Source organism: Vibrio sp. L3-7 (assembly GCF_963898195.1).
Lineage (GTDB): Bacteria > Pseudomonadota > Gammaproteobacteria > Enterobacterales > Vibrionaceae > Vibrio > Vibrio echinoideorum.
The window spans coordinates 23,406-39,653 of record NZ_CAWQUW010000007.1; the positions used below are offsets into that span (position 1 = coordinate 23,406).

Annotated in this window: 17 protein-coding genes and 1 pseudogene; 8 read left to right on the plus strand and 10 right to left on the minus strand. The window is 43.2% G+C overall.

All coding sequences use genetic code 11. The features are described from left to right. Window positions 1–40: 40 nt before the first annotated feature. The 3 genes from grxB to AACW75_RS07040 form a co-directional block, all read right to left on the minus strand. Window positions 41–673 carry a glutaredoxin 2 gene (grxB, locus tag AACW75_RS07030; RefSeq protein ID WP_135458360.1) on the minus strand — a complete coding sequence of 211 codons (633 nt, stop codon included), beginning with the start codon at window positions 671–673 and terminating at the stop codon, window positions 41–43. A 280-nt stretch (window positions 674–953) separates the two neighbouring features. Next, the gene (locus tag AACW75_RS07035) at window positions 954–1,112 is read right to left on the minus strand and encodes a hypothetical protein (protein ID WP_017076554.1); all 159 of its coding nucleotides are present in this window, start codon (window positions 1,110–1,112) and stop codon (window positions 954–956) included. 164 nt (window positions 1,113–1,276) lie between these two features. Then, on the minus strand, window positions 1,277–2,257 hold the full coding sequence (locus tag AACW75_RS07040; protein WP_135458358.1) for a Gfo/Idh/MocA family protein: 981 nt from the start codon (window positions 2,255–2,257) through the stop codon (window positions 1,277–1,279). Between the two features lie 208 nt (window positions 2,258–2,465). Here AACW75_RS07040 and AACW75_RS07045 point away from each other — a divergent pair, with 208 nt between their 5' ends. Together AACW75_RS07045 and AACW75_RS07050 are read left to right on the plus strand one after the other, a co-directional pair. Further along, window positions 2,466–2,948 (plus strand): GNAT family N-acetyltransferase, encoded by a 483-nt coding sequence (locus AACW75_RS07045; protein WP_102553217.1) that lies wholly within the window; start codon window positions 2,466–2,468, stop codon window positions 2,946–2,948. Window positions 2,949–2,950: 2 nt separating this feature from the next. Further along, window positions 2,951–3,721, plus strand: coding sequence for a L,D-transpeptidase family protein (locus AACW75_RS07050; RefSeq protein ID WP_135458355.1), 771 nt, complete (start codon window positions 2,951–2,953; stop codon window positions 3,719–3,721). Between the two features lie 68 nt (window positions 3,722–3,789). Here AACW75_RS07050 and AACW75_RS07055 read toward each other — a convergent pair whose 3' ends face one another. The 4 genes from AACW75_RS07055 to AACW75_RS07070 form a co-directional block, all read right to left on the minus strand. After that, window positions 3,790–4,527 (minus strand): sulfite exporter TauE/SafE family protein, encoded by a 738-nt coding sequence (locus AACW75_RS07055; RefSeq protein ID WP_102553208.1) that lies wholly within the window; start codon window positions 4,525–4,527, stop codon window positions 3,790–3,792. A 160-nt stretch (window positions 4,528–4,687) separates the two neighbouring features. After that, window positions 4,688–5,407 (minus strand): glycerophosphodiester phosphodiesterase family protein, encoded by a 720-nt coding sequence (locus AACW75_RS07060; RefSeq protein ID WP_017076559.1) that lies wholly within the window; start codon window positions 5,405–5,407, stop codon window positions 4,688–4,690. 224 nt (window positions 5,408–5,631) lie between these two features. Then, window positions 5,632–6,234: a 2OG-Fe(II) oxygenase gene (locus AACW75_RS07065; protein ID WP_102553206.1), complete on the minus strand. Its 603-nt coding sequence runs from the start codon at window positions 6,232–6,234 to the stop codon at window positions 5,632–5,634. 170 nt (window positions 6,235–6,404) lie between these two features. Beyond that, complete coding sequence (locus AACW75_RS07070; protein ID WP_017076561.1) at window positions 6,405–7,442, minus strand: L-dopachrome tautomerase-related protein; 1,038 nt, start codon at window positions 7,440–7,442, stop codon at window positions 6,405–6,407. Window positions 7,443–7,799: 357 nt separating this feature from the next. Here AACW75_RS07070 and AACW75_RS07075 point away from each other — a divergent pair, with 357 nt between their 5' ends. Further along, window positions 7,800–8,588, plus strand: a complete 789-nt coding sequence (locus AACW75_RS07075; protein WP_145571047.1) for an MBL fold metallo-hydrolase — start codon at window positions 7,800–7,802, stop codon at window positions 8,586–8,588. A 70-nt stretch (window positions 8,589–8,658) separates the two neighbouring features. Here AACW75_RS07075 and AACW75_RS07080 read toward each other — a convergent pair whose 3' ends face one another. Then, window positions 8,659–9,087: an ATP-dependent zinc protease family protein gene (locus tag AACW75_RS07080; RefSeq protein WP_017076563.1), complete on the minus strand. Its 429-nt coding sequence runs from the start codon at window positions 9,085–9,087 to the stop codon at window positions 8,659–8,661. A gap of 33 nt (window positions 9,088–9,120) precedes the next feature. Then, window positions 9,121–10,026: a 30S ribosomal protein S6--L-glutamate ligase gene (gene rimK, locus AACW75_RS07085; RefSeq protein ID WP_017076564.1), complete on the minus strand. Its 906-nt coding sequence runs from the start codon at window positions 10,024–10,026 to the stop codon at window positions 9,121–9,123. A 602-nt stretch (window positions 10,027–10,628) separates the two neighbouring features. On the opposite strand from rimK, the gene AACW75_RS07090 reads away from it, so the two are divergent. Together AACW75_RS07090 and AACW75_RS07095 are read left to right on the plus strand one after the other, a co-directional pair. Continuing rightward, window positions 10,629–12,413: an SgrR family transcriptional regulator gene (locus AACW75_RS07090; protein ID WP_145571049.1), complete on the plus strand. Its 1,785-nt coding sequence runs from the start codon at window positions 10,629–10,631 to the stop codon at window positions 12,411–12,413. Window positions 12,414–12,578: 165 nt separating this feature from the next. Next, window positions 12,579–13,640, plus strand: a pseudogene (locus AACW75_RS07095) (MBL fold metallo-hydrolase). A gap of 196 nt (window positions 13,641–13,836) precedes the next feature. Here AACW75_RS07095 and AACW75_RS07100 read toward each other — a convergent pair. Beyond that, window positions 13,837–14,262, minus strand: coding sequence for a MarR family winged helix-turn-helix transcriptional regulator (locus AACW75_RS07100; protein ID WP_016769096.1), 426 nt, complete (start codon window positions 14,260–14,262; stop codon window positions 13,837–13,839). A gap of 98 nt (window positions 14,263–14,360) precedes the next feature. Between AACW75_RS07100 and AACW75_RS07105 the strand changes: the two genes are divergently transcribed. The 3 genes from AACW75_RS07105 to AACW75_RS07115 all read left to right on the plus strand — a co-directional run bounded on the left by AACW75_RS07105 (window position 14,361) and on the right by AACW75_RS07115 (window position 16,163). Further along, entirely contained in the window at window positions 14,361–14,852 is a 492-nt protein-coding gene (locus AACW75_RS07105) for a DUF2798 domain-containing protein (protein WP_016788874.1), read from the plus strand. Window positions 14,853–14,886: 34 nt separating this feature from the next. Then, on the plus strand, window positions 14,887–15,192 hold the full coding sequence (locus AACW75_RS07110; protein ID WP_010428476.1) for a DUF3861 domain-containing protein: 306 nt from the start codon (window positions 14,887–14,889) through the stop codon (window positions 15,190–15,192). A 206-nt stretch (window positions 15,193–15,398) separates the two neighbouring features. After that, complete coding sequence (locus AACW75_RS07115; RefSeq protein WP_145571051.1) at window positions 15,399–16,163, plus strand: hydratase; 765 nt, start codon at window positions 15,399–15,401, stop codon at window positions 16,161–16,163. Window positions 16,164–16,248 lie beyond the last annotated feature (85 nt).

A 16,248-nucleotide genomic window follows, 5' to 3' on the forward strand; every position in this document is an offset into this window, starting at 1 on the left:
TATTACTTGTTATTTTTTAACGAATTAACGAATTAACGAATTAACGAAGCAGCGATAGCTTAAGAGCTTCGCTTTGCTGTTCTAACCAACGTTCAAGCGCTGGTGGCCATGTGATGCTTGGTTCAACACAGAAACCGCGCAGCATGGAGAAGTACACTGCTTGATCAATAAGCGGTAGCGACGACTCACCATTTTCTAAGTTCAGCAGAAGCTCGGCATCTTTCAATAATGGATTAATCTGTTCAACGAATTGCGGTGTTTGCTCAATCAGTTTGTCGAAGTTGAGTTCTTCCGTCTCTTTGCTCGCGCGCCATGCAGCTTTACTTGCTTCGGATTGGTATTCAGCAAGATCCAGTTTCCACCAACGTGGCAGACCGATGCGCTGACTTAATGGGAATGCACGGCTTTGGAACAGAGTGACTTGTTCAGATGGTACACGTTGTTCATCACTTGATTTCAAGTCCATGAAATAAGCGATGATATCTAAGCTTTCCGCCATGATAGAGCCGTCGTCTTTCTGTAAGACTGGCACCATCTTTTTACCGATCAAATCGATAAGGGTTTGGGCATCATCATAATCCACAGAAATAAGATCGATATTCAAGCCTAGAGATTGAGCGATGTAGGCAACTCTTGCACAGAAAGGGCAGTGGTCGTAAATGTAAAGCTTCATAGCTTCCCTCAGTTCATGGTCATTATAAGTATAAGATGATGCTAATGTAGCAGAAGTCCGAGCCGACAATAAGAGCTTGGCTTAAATAGTCATTGATTAGTTAGGGCGACCATCGTTACAAGCGTCTAACCCGATGGTAAATGAACATAGCCGGCAAGGGGGAATTACAGGCACAAAAAAGGCTTTGGCTGCTCACTCTAATGCAGAAGAGTGAAGCTAACCAAAGCCTTAATTTTGTTACCTTTAGCAGAGTGACAACTAAAAGAGCAGAGTGGTTAAACTATGCTTTTTTAAGGTCTTGCGCTGGGTAAGTAAGCGTCATTGCGCCTTCTACCGTTGTAACGTGAACGTAGCCACCACCAGCACTTAGGCCAGTCACTACCATTTCACCAAGATCAACACCTTTTGTTGCTACAACGCGATCGTCAACTGAAAACACTTTACACACCTTCAATAAATTAAATAAGTACGACAGATATCGAAAGCGGATTTAAACAGATGACTTTCGAATCAACTAATCCGGTTATTTGTCGTAAGGATTAAATTTGGTTGTGAGTAAATTGCGATGTCTTAAAAATCAGCTTGTTAACTTACCAAAGGAGTCTATTTATCCGCAGGATAAACGACACCAACTTGCTGGCGCATCTCTGTAATTAACTTGGAAACGGTTAAAGTACGCTTTGTTGTTTGAGCCTTGGTTACTTGATCGCCACGAATGCAATCGGCAAAAGCTTGCGCTTCGTAGCCCATCGAATTCTCACTTTGGTGTTGAGTGAGGTTTTCAACACTGCCGTCTCGGTAGCGGATTTTTACGTCTGTGCACTCGGCAATATGATCGATGATGATCGCTCCGAGTTCGCCTTGGATCTCACTTGGCGCGTAAGAGTCGCTGACTTTGGAGTGAGCAAGCGTCACGTCAAATTCAGGGTACTGGAAGATCGCGCAGCCATGAGCATCAACACCTGACTCCAACAGCTTGGCTGAAGCTTGTGCGTTTTCGGGGTTACCAAACAGAGCAACCGTTGCTGCGACGCAATAGAAGCCAATATCGACCAATGAGCCGTTAGAGAAAGTTGGGTTGAAGGTGTTTGGGTTTTCACCGTTAAGGTATTTCTGATAACGAGATGAATATTGGCAGTAGTTGATGTGCGCTTTATGCACCTTGCCGATTTTTTCTAATCCGAGTTGGATCTGTTTAAAGTTCGGTAGGAACTGAGATTTATATGCCTCAAACAGCACGACGCCGTTTTGCTCCGCGACTTCAAACATTCGAGTCGCTTCATCAATATTCGACGCGACAGGCTTTTCACAAATGACATGCTTGCCGTGCTTCATCATTAAAATCGATTGCTCACAGTGCATTGAGTTTGGAGACGCGATGTAAACCGCTGTTATTGTGCTGTCACTGGCTAATGCGTCGAGTGAGTCATAAGTCGTTTCAACGTCAAATTCTTGGGCGAACTGTGCCGCGCTGTCTAAGTTTCGTGAATAAACCGCAGCAAGTTGCATCGATTGAGTTTCATGGGCAGCTTGAACAAACTTTTGTGTAATCCAATTGGTTCCAATTACAGCAAACTTAATCATATAGGTATCCAGTCGTTAGTGTATTGATTCTGCAGAGATAGTAGCACTCACGTCATCGAATGTGCTCGAGAATTGAGGAACAATTGTTATCCAAAGGCTGCCTTATATTAGCAATAGGGTGTAATTTAGCGTACTCGGAATCGGCTACGACGGTGCATAATGAAGGCATTTTTGCTAAGGTATTATGGAATTCAAACAAGGTAATGATATGCAAGTTCGGACAGCCAAGGTAACTGATATTCGCTCTATTTTAGCGCTTTCTGAGCAGATAAACCGCCAACATCATCTTGGCGCACCTATGGTGTTTGCACCACCGTCACGAAGCTTTGGAGACAGTGAAGAGTATTGGTTAGGGCTGATGATAGACCCGCAGGGCTCCTTCTTTGTTGCGGTTAAAAACGAACACGTTGTTGGTTTTCTTGCCGGCAAAGTGACGCAGAACAAAGGGGTGAGCTTTATTCAATCGCATAAGGTCGCGCGGGTGAATACGATTGTGGTTAGCGATGAAGCTCAGAGTCAAGGTGTCGGTAAGGCGTTGATGAAGTCATTCAACCAGTGGTCACAGGCTAGAGGTGCGATAGAGCTTCGTTTGGAAGTGATGGAGTTTAACCAGCAAGCTCAGAGTTTCTATGAGTCGTTAGGAATGGAAACTCAATCGCGAACCATGTCTATGAGCTTAGAGGAGATTTAGGCGTGCGGTTGTTTTTATCTCTATTTACTTACTTAGTTTTGTCGACGCAGGTTTTATATGCCGCGGCGCCTCCAGCCTTGGATGAGTCTGTCATTGGGCAACAGTTAATTGTTGAAAAGATTGTTTCTGATGCAACGGCCATCGAAACGATTGTGTTTGAGTCTGCCCCTTCTCAATCTGAGCGTGTTCCAACATCCCCAGTAACCTCGAATTCTTTTGCTGATGGTTTTCTTGAAAATGATGCTATTGAAGGTAAAGTTAACGAACAAATCGCCCTGCAATCTCAAGGAACATCCCGCCGAATTTATACGACTCCAGATATCGACTCTGCAATAGATCCACAGTTACAAATGGTAACTTTGGTTAAGGTCGATAAATCTAAACGTAGGATGTATCTGCTTAAAGGGGATGAGGTCATTCAGGAATTTCGCATCGCGCTAGGCAAGAAGCCCAAAGGACACAAACGTTTTGAAGGGGATAACCGCACGCCAGAAGGTCAATATCAACTTGATTACATTATGGAAGATTCTGAATTCTATCGCTCAGTACACATTAATTACCCACGTTCAACCGATAGACAATGGGCAAAGAAACACGATGTCGACCCAGGTGGGAATATTAAAGTTCATGGTATTAAAAATGGTGAATTGCGTTCACCTAGTTTTATCCAAAGCTTTGATTGGACGGATGGTTGTATTGCACTGACCAACCAAGATATGGATCAGTTTATCGAGTTAGTTAAAATGGGTACTCCTATCCATATTGAATGGTAGCACCCAGATTGTTTTTACTCGTCCAATTTAGACTTTTACTAATCTAACTTAAGTTTCACTTACCGAGCTTAGATTAACACTCGCCCTGCACTGAATATGGCAATCACCAAAAGCAATGCAATAGTGACAGGCTTGAATTTCTCTCCGCCAAACCTTTCGAACAATTTAGATCCGACATAGCCACCAAACATGCTGCTTGGCAAAAGTACAATCGTAATCCAGACCACATCACGGTCGACTAAGCCCGCTATCGATGCTGAAACAAACGCACTCGAATCTGCTAATACAAAGAACGCGATAAGGCCAGCTCTGGCAATGTGAGGCTCTACTGGGCTTGCTAGTGCATGCGTTCCAACCGGAGGCCCAGACATTGAAGCCGCGCCGTTCATTACCCCAGCAAGGCTGCCGAGAATATAGGGCGCAAACCTAGGTTCGCTTTGATACTGAAAGCCTTTGTAGATCATAAGTGCAGACGCAAAGATAAAAGCGCTGATGATCAAGATGATCGTGTCTTGGCTAACCGATTTGAGTAAGAGTAAGCCGACTGGAGTGAAGGCTAAACAAGGGATAAACACCTTTGAAACCCAGCGCCAATTAACCTGCTTTCGAACCTTTGGCAGCAATTGAATATTGCCGAGAAGGTCGATCAACATGAAAACAGGGACCAGTTCGATAACAGGGACGAACAACGCGCTTAATGGCAATGCCACTAAGGTGAAACCGAAACCTGAAAAGCCACGAACAATAGCGGCGAAAATGAAGATTGCACCCAAAATTGGGAAGGTTGGACTAAAAATGAGATCCATAAATTAAGTAACCAATGAAGCTGTCTGTATAGAGCGAGCTAATGAAACCAAGTGAGTAGCGGAATGTACTCCTACTCACTTGTGTTTGCTACCTAATTTTCAGGTTTATTGGGGTTAATTTTGATGTCTCTTGAGGCGTGCTTTTGCGGTATTTACGAGGTCAATTTATAAAGTTGAATTGATTCGGAAAATCAGTAAATACAGCGTCTACTTTTGATAAAAGTCTGAAGTGAGACGGATCATTGACGGTGTAGCACCATGCTTGAATGTTTGCTTGGTTGAGCGTATCGAGATCGCTCTGGTTCACATGTTCATAGTTCATGTGGCAGCTGAACGCTTTGACCTTATCGATAAGCATCAGGTCGGCTTGAGTCAATTGTTCTGTGATCACGCCAACTCGGTATCTCGATAAGTGGTGAGCCATTTCAGCAACGACTTGGTGACTGAAGCTAGACAGTAAGATCCTATCGGTATCCAGCGTTGAGCGGATCAATTCTGTGTGCAGAAGATCGACCACATGAGGTGCTTGGTGCTTACTATCGACCTTAATTTCCAGGTTAACACTAAGATCATGCGCTTCAACCAAGCTCAGCAGTTCTGTTAGAGTCAGTATTTTTTCACCTGCAAACTGTTCCGATTTCCAGCTACCAAAATCTAACAGACGCAGCTCTGCCAAGGTGTGTTCATCAACACGGCCTTTACCATCACTACAACGTTCTAGTGTGTGATCGTGACAAACGACAAGTTGGTCGTCGAGAGTGACTTGAATATCCACTTCGACCCATTTCAAACCGAGTTTAACGGCCTGTTCAATGCTTGCTTTGGTATTTTCTGGGTGAGTACCTGCCACACCACGATGACCTACGATGATAGACGACATAATTAATCCTTCTTTAAGACGCATCGTAAATATTTATTAAATATCAGTTTTCTCTATTACGCCAGAGCAATCGTGAAGCCAAATAGCCGTGTTGTGACTCTGCTAATGAAAGCGGTTGATTAGACTTGTCACTTATTGTGATTCTTATCTACGAAAAAGCCTCTCGATGGAGAGGCTTTCGATGAAATAGGCTCTGGATAAGATAGAGATTGGGTTGGCTTAGCTTAGTGTGCGATGTCCAATTGGTTGTCTTTCACGCCGTTAATTCGGAACCAACCAGCTATACTGAATCGCTCTGTGTTGGTTGGCAGAACCTCGTGTGGGAACTGTTCAGACAAGAATACCAACAGTCGACCACCCTTTGGTGGAATGGTCGCAATGTGATTGTCTTTTAGATCGTAAACCACGAGCTCTCCTGCGTCTTCCTCTGACCATTCGTCATTCATGTAGAACACGGTAGTTAGACGGCGGTTTTCATTGCCTTTGAAGCAATCTAAATGCTTCTGGTAGAAGTCGCCTTTTTCGTATTTCGCAAAGTGCGCTTCGTACTCGAACAGACCCAGAAAGAACGCTTGGTTTGCTTCTAAACGGATTTGTTCCATTTTGTCTAGGAACAAAGATGCGGGTTCGCCCATATCGCGGCGCACCCACTGAATTTTGTCACTACGAATCGTTGTTTCTCTTGCTACTTCATCATTACGGCCGATCCTAGCCTTTTTCCAGTTCTCTGGAATGCAATCCCTCAATGCCACCACTTCTTCTTGAGTTAAGAAGTCATCCCAAACGAAATAACCTTGGGTAGAAAGAGCATCGATTAATTGGTTCATGTATAGCACTCAGACAATAAAATAGAGGCGCATATATAGTCCGAATAACTCGTGCTAACAAATCACGTATTTTGTCGTCACGACTAATGTTGATAGTTTGCTGGTGAAGATAAGAGAGAGGATCAACCGAAAAGAAAAGTGAGCCAATTTAAAGGCTCACTTCTGTTGGATTATCGTCCGGTTGTTCCTTTAGCTAGTGCTTTGATTCGGACGACTTCGAATGGTCGAGTACCAGTATCTTTACCGTTGTTTAATGCAGCCGTTCGATCAAGTTGATTGACCGTTACGTAAATATAACCGTCAGGGCCAAATGACATGCCATCAGGCCAAGTTTGGTTGTCTGATAGTGTGGCAATAATTCGGTACCCTTTTGGTGTAGATACACCAATTGCATTACTCTCTATATCAGTAATATAAACGTTCTGATCACTGTCTACAGTAATGCCATCTGAATAAGGTTTATCAGCGTATTTTTTAATATTGGTTGCGACTGTTTTACCATTATTATCAAACTCACTCGCTTTAACACGGTAAATTGTATGGCCGTTGACAGCGCCGAAATAAACCCATTCATAAGATGGATCAATCGTGATTGGGTTTAACGCAAAACCGGTTTTACTGTCAGCTCTCATAGACGGGTGATTTTCTGCTACTCGTACAGCTTCCCCAGTATTGAGGTCAACGGTTACAAAGGCTGGAATGGCTTCACTTTTTAGATCGTTCTGGGTCATATCAGCAATGATAATACGTTGTCTTTTTTGGTCTAAAGCAAAGTCTTGTAGGAAGCTTGTCGGTTTTAAAACTGAATCCGGTATTTCAATCGTTTTTACCAACGTTTCATTGCGAGTATCCCAGCCCGTTACGGTATGAGTTGCTAGATCGAGAATCCATGCGACTCCGTTGTCATCGGTACGAATAGCAATGACGGCTTTAAATAGAGAGTCATTACCTTGTGCATACTTCATCGTTGGGTATGGGGTCTGATTTCCTGCCACGCTTAATTCGATTACTTTGGTCGAAGGGTGGTCGAGTGGATGAACGCTCAGTAATAAACGTCCATCCGGTGTAATTGAAGGGTTTCCCGGACGTTCAGTCATGGTCGCAACAACCGTTGCTTGTTTTAGTGTTGGCATGAGTTCTGTCGCAGCTTGCGCATAAGTGGATAAAAGAGTGCTCGCAAGAATTGTGTTGATTATTGTTTTTTTCATTGTGTTCCCCTTGATAATTGACGCAAATGTTACCAATGGGTTAATAATCATCAACAGTGCTGCATTTGTTACACTTTCAAAATTATTTTGATAATAGACTTAAATTTCTTCTTTAAGATGCATAGTGTTTTCAAGAGTGTTGTGAATTTAATGCTTTAAAATCAGCATGATTGCAAATTCTCCTGTCATTTAAGGTTTTTTTTATTCAAGAAGTAGGCTCGTCTTTTGTTATCTGTATCCGTAATTCTGCGTTCAAAAAATCATATTTTATTTATCTTTGCTATATTCTGGTTAGACCACTTGTTACTGGATTGTTAGTTCTATCCAGTAGGCAGGGATAAAAAATAGGAATACCGTTTGCAACTTCATACCATTAAAGGCTATATCCAAGACATATATCTCGTAGAGTACCCAGACAAGTTGCTCTTGCTAGATGGCGCTTGTCGGGCAGATATCCCTCATCTCAGATCTTTCATTGAAGACCAGCTCAATCGCCAATTTAATGATTTACATACAGTGGTGGTCACGCACATGCACCCTGACCATGCAGGGGCAGCGCACAAGCTCAGACAATTGACTCATTGTAATTTGGTCGCAGCGAATCGAGATAGGGATTGGTATCACGGTGTTGATGGGGTATTGATGCACCTTGCGGACCTTGCGTTGGCTCGATGGATGGCAAATCGATTGGGAAAACCTAAAGCGAATCTGTGGTATTCAAGAAAGTTGAAGCCGGATTACAAGCTGTCGGATGGAGATAGCATTCCGGGGTTTGACGACTGGTTAGTTCTGGAAACGCCAGGCCATACCGACAGAGACCTTTCCGTCTATTGCCCATCGCACAGTGTCGCGTATGTGGCTGACCTGATGGTGGACGTCAAAAAGAAGTTGATTCCACCTTTCCCCATTTTTCATCCTAATAAATATCGAAAATCAGTATCTCGTATTTATGACCTACAGGTCGATACCTTGCTGGTGGCACATGGTGGGCAAGTGGATTTCAATGAAAAAGCCTTTGAACACTTACTGATGAGTGCTCCAAGAAGACCTGTTACTCATTGGCGTGTGACCAAAATCAAACTTAAGGGCTTGATTAAATCGGTTTGGCGGTTTGGTTTTAAAGATAAAGACCGTCGGCACAAATGATAAAGGCCAGTCTTTAAGACTGGCCTTTATGTTTGCGTTGTTGAACCACTAAAGCCGTGGAGCGGCTAAGTTAGTGAGTAAGTAGAAACTCACCCGCTGGATCAACAATCACTTTGTCACTCATACCCTGACGACCAAGCAACATCATATAAGTCATATCTTGACGGTTACTGAGTGTGAGGTCGATAAGCCATTGCTTACCGCCAATACGCAATAATGTTTCAATCACACAGCGAGTTTCTACTTCACCGTTGGAAGACTTGATATTCTTGCTCGCTTTCAATTTAGCCGTGCAACGAATCGTCTCTTCTAGGTGATAAACATCTGGGTGCAAATCGAATTCTACGAAACGCTCGCCATCTTCTTTAAAACACAAAAGGTTGTCTACGTGTAGAGAAGACGTTTTAGCCCCCGTATCAACACGTGTATGTAGTCCAGTTATCCCTAACTCTGGTAAGCAAAGTGCTTCAGTATTCCCTATGATCATTTTATTGTTCATGTTATTTCCAATCATGAGTAAATGGCTGTTTAATTAGCCTTTTCCACGAGTACGGTTAGCGTTTGGTTTTGCATTTTTTTCGATACATTCGAAAATCATGTTTGCTACATCTTTGCCTGTCGCTTTCTCTATACCTTCTAAGCCAGGAGAAGAGTTAACTTCCATTACAACTGGGCCATTCTTAGATTGTAGAATATCAACGCCACATAGGTTTAAACCCATTATTTTCGCAGCATTGATTGCTGTAGCGCGCTCTTCTTTGGTTAGTTTAACCAGTTGAGCTGTGCCACCACGGTGCAAGTTAGAGCGAAATTCACCCTCACCAGCTTGGCGTTTCATTGCGGCAATCACTTTATTGCCAACAACAAAACAACGAATGTCGGCGCCATTTGCTTCTTCAATGAACTCTTGAACTAAGATGTTCGCTTTTAAGCCCATGAATGCTTCGATAACGCTTTCAGCTGCTTTGTTTGTTTCTGCTAGAACAACGCCGATACCTTGAGTACCTTCAAGAAGCTTGATGACCAGTGGCGCGCCACCTACGTTTTTGATCAAGTCTTGAATTTTGTCTGGGCGGCTAGCGAAACCTGTTTTTGGCAAGCCAATACCTTTACGAGACAACAATTGCAGTGAGCGCAGTTTGTCGCGAGAACGACTGATTGCTACTGACTCATTGATACAAAAAGTGCCCATCATTTCGAATTGGCGAACAACCGCAGTGCCGTAAAAGGTAATGGAAGCGCCAATACGTGGGATTACAGCATCGTATTGAGGTAGCTCTTCACCCATGTAGCGAATCTTCGGATTGTTACTCGCGATATCTATATCACAGTGCAGCGTGTCGATAACATCGACATGGTGACCGCGAGCTTCACCTGCTGCTTTTAAGCGAGAAGTAGAGTATAGATTTTCGTTGCGAGAAAGAATTGCGATACGCATGGCGTTTCCTTAGTTAATACCTGATTGGTAACTGCAAATAAATGAGTTGTTAGCTGAGCTTTCAGTTTTTCTGAGGCTCTTTGCTTGCTTCGGGGCGAACCTTAAGGCTTTTCGTTTAACTAAGAAAACGAATTAAATTTGTCGAGTCGATAACGGAAATTTATCAAGTGTGTGAGCTATTGGTACAGCAAGGTTGAGAGGGGATTTGAAATGGAAAAGCGAGTTGAGACCTAACTCATATTGGGGGTAGGAGCCTATTAGGTTGCACTCAACTCGCGTTAACTCGGTGCTAAAAAGTGTACTAATAACGCCAGTTACATAGCTCTATAAGTGTTCGTAGTGCTTCTCTTTCGAGCTTGCTACAGGTGCTTTTTAGCTTATTAAGATAGTATTTTCTCATGATGATTACTTCTCTTGTATTAGGCTTTGGTAGGAACTTTGAGTTCCTTGCTGACCTACTAATTATGGTTGTTTAATAGGAAGTAATAAACAGATGGGTTTTTATTAAAGCGTTCCTATTTTTGTCTTTTATCGTCACTTTAAGACAAATGTGTTTTATAATTGGCTTTATGAGGAAAGGTTATTTCTAAAAGGTTCATTATTTGTCTGATCTAAACATGATGCGTTACTACACAAGGCTGGATTCGTTCGAGCCTAACATCTCACACTCGGTTACCTTGACTGAGGTTGCAGACAAGCTGTTTACTAGTTTGCGCCATGCACGAACCTTGTTAGGCAAGATGCATCAGGCTGAGTGGGTAGTGTGGGAGCCTAAAGTGGGACGGAATCAACGTTCTAACCTGACATTACGTTTTAGTAATCAAGAAATGACTCAACATGTTGCCAGTAAATTGATAGAGCAGGGCAAATACGAAAAAGCACTTTCTATTTTGGAAGATGACCGGGCTGTATTTGGCGCTCTTCTCCAAGAAACTTCCGGTGCGACGATTCGAGAAGGGTTACTGCACGTTCAATTAACTTACAAACGTAAGTTTGAGGACTTGTTCCCGCATCATATTCACCGCAGTAGTGAACGGTTTTTGATCAGGCAAGTGTTCAGTTGCCTAGTCACTTGTAATGGCAAGGGGAAGTTGAAGCCTGAACTTGCACATCATTGGGAATATGATTCTGAGAAGTTGGTTTGGACTTTCTATTTGCGCCCCGGTCTCACTTTTCACGATGGTCACCCCGTCGACGCCAAACAGCTAGTATCGTTGTTTACCGCTTTACAACCGCTACCTTTCTATCAGACAGAGCTAGCTCATGTTGCTTCGGTTTACAGTGAGCAGCCGTTAAGGATCAGCTTCCAGCTGACCAAGGCCGATACTGGTTTTGCTGGCTTGCTTGCTGGCGTTAAGTATTCAATTCAACCTGCTGCCCAAGTGACCCGTGAACCATCGCCATTAAATTCAGTATCTCATGCTGTTATTGGAACAGGGCCCTTCAAAGTGGTTGAGACCAATAATGAACGTATCAAACTCGCGGCATTTGAACACTATTATGGCTGTCGTTCTTTAACGGATGAAGTCACCATTTGGCAATTTGAAGAATCAATGTCGGGCAGTGCTCGTTTTGATGACAGCCAAATGCAAGTGTCACCTTATGAAGACTCGTCTTGTTTTCATCAACTCGGGAAAAGCGATGCGGAGCTGGTGTCTGCAGAGACTGATGGCCTTCGTAGTCGGGTCGAAGATGGTTGCTTGTTTATCCTGTTCAATCAGAATTCAACGGCAAACTCGTTAAGCGATGAGCAGCGTAAATACCTCTCCGGGCTCGCCAATCCGCAAGCTATTTTGTCTCAATTGGAACAAAATCAAGGGTTGTTCAGCGTGTCTTTAGCTCAGAATATATTGCCAAGCTGGCAAAAGTTGTATCGAACGCCGTCGAAAGAAGTTCAATTACCTAAAAAGATGACCATAGCCGTTTACAATTACTACGCCCTATATAGATGTGCTATTTGCGTATCTGACATATTGAAACGATATGGTGTAGAAGTTGAGGTAAATACCTACAGTTTTCGAGAACTGGCTCAGCTATCTCAGAGTGGTGACCTTAAAGAAGATTTGGTGTTGTGTAACCTCAATCTCGATGACAATGCACCTTCTTCACTGTTCTCGTGGTTGATGAATGATCCTGTTTTGCACTCTGCACTAGGAGAGATGAACAGCGATTGGCTGAAGCAGCGCTTAGATCATCATAAGGCATCGGTTGAACTGCCGAATTACTTGGCAGAGTTGGAGCCCGTTGCATCGACACTGATCTCGGACTATTGGTTAGTGCCTATGTTCCATCACCTACAAACCGTGCGTTTCCAAGGTATTCTGAAGAATGTAGCCATCACGAACTGGGGTTGGCCAGATTTCAAGAATGTATGGTCTGCGGATTAATATTTCTAACTAAATAGATTCACTATTCTTTTCTAGCCGGTCTCGGCAGATCCACATATAGCCAAAATATAAATTACACTAACCGGTTTACTTTTTTGTTTTGCTATGTAAACTAATCAGTGTAGTTTTTGCGTTGGGATAGACCCAATGATTAAAGAGATACCAATGAAAAAATATCTATTACCGATTTTAGGAGTACTTGCCGTGGTCGCTATCGTAAGCACAGGTTCACAATCAAACGACAATCTAGATAAGCTTCCGAAGAAGTTTGTTAACAGTGAGCTGGAATACAAATCGGGTATGTCTGATATTTTTTCAATCTTGAAAGCTTACGTGACTGTGGAAAGGAATGAGCCGGTACCGCGTTCTGCATTGCCTCTGATACCGATGACAGCCGAGCAGCTGATCGAAGAACAAGACGATGTCGCTTATCGCTTGGGTCACTCAAGCGTGATGATGAAGCTGGATGGCAAGCTAGTGATGACTGATCCTGTGTTCAGTGATCGCGCATCGCCAGTGCAATGGATGGGGCCAAAGCGCTTCCATCCAACACCAATCTCATTACAAGAACTGCCTGATATTGATGTGGTAGTGATCAGCCACGATCACTACGACCATTTAGACAAAGGTGCCGTAAAGGCATTAGCAGGCAAAGTAGGGACATTTTTGGTGCCACTCAGAGTCGGTGCTCTACTAGAAAAGTGGGGCGTGGATAAAGCAAAGATCATTGAGTTGAACTGGTGGGAGTCGGCAACCGTTGCTGATATCGAGTTCACTTTGACGCCGACACAACATTTTTCTGGGCGTGGCTTACTTGATCGTGACCAAACACTGTGGGGGAGCTGGGTCATTAACGCTTCAGATAAGAAAGTCTTCTTTAGCGGTGACTCTGGTTACTTCAACGGCTTTAAAGAGATTGGTGAGCGTTTCGGACCGTTTGATTTAACCATGGTTGAAACGGGCGCGTATAACTCACTTTGGGCGGATATTCATATGTTCCCAGAGCAAAGCGTTCAAGCGCACATTGACCTTAAAGGTAAGGTGATGATGCCAATCCACAACAGCACGTTTGACCTTTCTATGCACGATTGACAAGACCCAATGGAGCAAGCACTGACGATAAGCAAAGAGCGAGGCGTGCAAATGGTGAGCCCTGTGATGGGGGAACGCCTAGTGATCGCAGAGCCAGTCCCCGTTCAAGTGTGGTGGGAACTAGCATCGAATTAGAGCTGTTACCTAATTAGAACTGGCATCTAATTAAAACGGTCATCTAAGTTAGAGGTAGCCATACCGCTAATCTATATCAAATCAGCTCATACAAAAAACGCCACCGATCGTACGATTCGGTGGCGTTTTTTTCATCTTTCTAAAGATCGGCTTTGTTTCAAAGAGCCGAACTATTTCTAATCACTCATTCTCTAGATCAGTTTTCTAGATTGTGAGCCATCTTGCTCGCAATTTTTCGAAACTGTTCTAACTCATCGTCGGCCATGCCTTTGGTCATTCTCTTCAGCATTTCACGATCAATATTCGCGACCTTATTCATGATCTCTTGACCCTTATCGGTCAGAACCAATAACTGGCTGCGCTTGTCTTCGGGATTAGGCGATTTCTTCACAAGTTCCTGACTGATCAACGCGTTAACGAGCCGAGTGACTTGCGCCTTATCGCGGTTTAGGAAGTGTGCAATATCAATAGAAGTACATGGAGACTTCTTGGTAATGATCTTCATTACACGAATATTCATTGGCGCGATGTCAGAGTCCAAACTCTCAATCTGTTCACTCATTTGACGTTTCAAAGAGTGTACCAAACGAAAGATGGATTCTAGCGATGTGTTATCAGACATAAACGATCCTTAGAAATCTAGTTGACAATATCAACCACTTTATTTATAGTTGACATTATCAACTTAATTGTTCGTAAATTCAAGACAGGAATATAGATATGACGATTCAAGCAACATTAACGCCAACTCTTCCTGAGCAAAAAGCCACGCCTGTATTGCACAAAGCTTTGGTAATGATGAGTTTAATGCTGACGATTGGCGGCAGTTTAACAGCGGTTATGACTTACATGAATGTCGGGTTTGGTGAGGAATTCATCAGTAATTGGCTATCATCGTTAGCGCTTGCTGTCGTGATTATGATGCCAATCGGCATGGTGATGATGACTTTGGTGACTAAAGTCACTGCTAAGGCGTTGCCCAATTACGGCGAGAAAGCTCGCAACCTAATCGTGGGATTGATTATGGCTTTTATCATGGAGTCCATCATGGCATTTGTAACAGCGGCAAATAATATTGGATTTTCGGATCCATCGGCGTTTACCAGTGGATGGTTTAATGGATTTATTGCTGCGCTTCCTATTGGCCTTACGATCATGGTCGTGATGTCGATGACGGTTAAACCTAAGCTCGAACGATTCATGAAGAGCTAGCCAAAACACTTTTTAAGCGTTGTAGGAGATCCACATGACAGCATTCACAGGCAAACACAATAACTACCGTATCACTATCGAAGAAGTGAACATCAAAGAAGATCGTGAACTGCAAACCATGCAGTTTGAAATTGAAGACAGAGAAAACATGTTCGCGATTGTTGAGAAGATCAAACAAGACAGCGGCTTAGACGAGCAATCAGCAACGCGACTAGGGGTGAGCATTCGATTACTCGGCCCAATGATGATGCAAGACAGAAAGCACCCTCTGTTTGTTGATTTTATGCCTCACTTCAGAAACTTCATGCAAAACCTGAAGAAGACGTTGAAAGGGCAGTAAGCCTAATCATCAGTAGTACGCTTAAAAAGCCAGTAATGAACTTACTGGCTTTTGTTGTATTTAAATCAACATGGTTTCAGTTGTTTGCGTCTAGAATATGGGGAAATTGATGGCTGAATTTTCGGTGTTGCTTCGTTGTTTAATTGTCTATTCAAGCTTCAAGAAATCCGATATTATACTGGTCATAAAAATAAAGGTGGTATTATATGACAAATGTATTTAAGCAAGCAGCTGAAGAACTGCTGAGTCGTCGAATTGCGGGCACCAAAGCTCCAAGATTAAACGAACAGTACCGTCCAAACAGCCTAGAAGATGCGTTGAAAATTCAAGCATCAATGATTGACCTTCAGAGCGATAAAGTAGGTGGGTGGAAGTGTTTACTGCCTCTTGCTGAAGAGAAGTTTATTGTTGCGCCTATCTTTTCGGGCAGTATTCAACAAGGTGAGGTTTGTGAACTGTTTGCAGACAACAACGTTGTTCGTGTAGAACCTGAAATTGCTTTTACGCTTGTAAAGAGCCTGCCTGCAAACCCGGAAGATTACAGTGAAGAGCAAATCAATGAAGCGATTGGTTCTTGCCATATGGCTCTTGAGTTAATGCAATCTCGCTTTGCTGATGACAGCGGTGCCGAGTTCTATGAAAGACTTGCTGACGGCCTAGTAAACCAAGGCTTGTTCATCGGCCCTGAGATTGATCGCGAAAAAGCGTTCACCTCTGCTGAGATCAGTATTGAAGTAACTCAAGGCGAGCAAGTTCAAGCATTTGACGGTAAGCACCCGAATACACTGCCACCAAGCCCAATCTACTGGCTGATTAACTACATGACGCGTCGTGGTGTTGATTTCCAAGCGGGTGAAGCAATCATCACGGGTTCTTACTGCGGTATCGTAGAAATGGAATTCGATAAGCTAACGACATTCCATTACCAAGATATTGGCGAATACCAAGTAACGTTTAAGCAGAAACGCTAACTAAGTTTATGCGCTAAGTTAACATAAACGCTAACTTCTATTGGCGCACTATCTGTTATTGAAAGGCTATTTACTGACTAGTAAA

What these genes read in the sequence shown, in the direction of transcription:
- grxB (WP_135458360.1), bottom strand. Translation starts at nt 673, where the DNA reads ATGAAGCTTTACATTTACGACCACTGCCCTTTCTGTGCAAGAGTTGCC.
- AACW75_RS07040 (WP_135458358.1), bottom strand. Translation starts at nt 2,257, where the DNA reads ATGATTAAGTTTGCTGTAATTGGAACCAATTGGATTACACAAAAGTTT.
- AACW75_RS07045 (WP_102553217.1), top strand. Translation starts at nt 2,466, where the DNA reads ATGCAAGTTCGGACAGCCAAGGTAACTGATATTCGCTCTATTTTAGCG.
- AACW75_RS07055 (WP_102553208.1), bottom strand. Translation starts at nt 4,527, where the DNA reads ATGGATCTCATTTTTAGTCCAACCTTCCCAATTTTGGGTGCAATCTTC.
- AACW75_RS07060 (WP_017076559.1), bottom strand. Translation starts at nt 5,407, where the DNA reads ATGTCGTCTATCATCGTAGGTCATCGTGGTGTGGCAGGTACTCACCCA.
- AACW75_RS07065 (WP_102553206.1), bottom strand. Translation starts at nt 6,234, where the DNA reads ATGAACCAATTAATCGATGCTCTTTCTACCCAAGGTTATTTCGTTTGG.
- AACW75_RS07070 (WP_017076561.1), bottom strand. Translation starts at nt 7,442, where the DNA reads ATGAAAAAAACAATAATCAACACAATTCTTGCGAGCACTCTTTTATCC.
- AACW75_RS07080 (WP_017076563.1), bottom strand. Translation starts at nt 9,087, where the DNA reads ATGAACAATAAAATGATCATAGGGAATACTGAAGCACTTTGCTTACCA.
- rimK (WP_017076564.1), bottom strand. Translation starts at nt 10,026, where the DNA reads ATGCGTATCGCAATTCTTTCTCGCAACGAAAATCTATACTCTACTTCT.
- AACW75_RS07100 (WP_016769096.1), bottom strand. Translation starts at nt 14,262, where the DNA reads ATGTCTGATAACACATCGCTAGAATCCATCTTTCGTTTGGTACACTCT.
- AACW75_RS07105 (WP_016788874.1), top strand. Translation starts at nt 14,361, where the DNA reads ATGACGATTCAAGCAACATTAACGCCAACTCTTCCTGAGCAAAAAGCC.
- AACW75_RS07110 (WP_010428476.1), top strand. Translation starts at nt 14,887, where the DNA reads ATGACAGCATTCACAGGCAAACACAATAACTACCGTATCACTATCGAA.
- AACW75_RS07115 (WP_145571051.1), top strand. Translation starts at nt 15,399, where the DNA reads ATGACAAATGTATTTAAGCAAGCAGCTGAAGAACTGCTGAGTCGTCGA.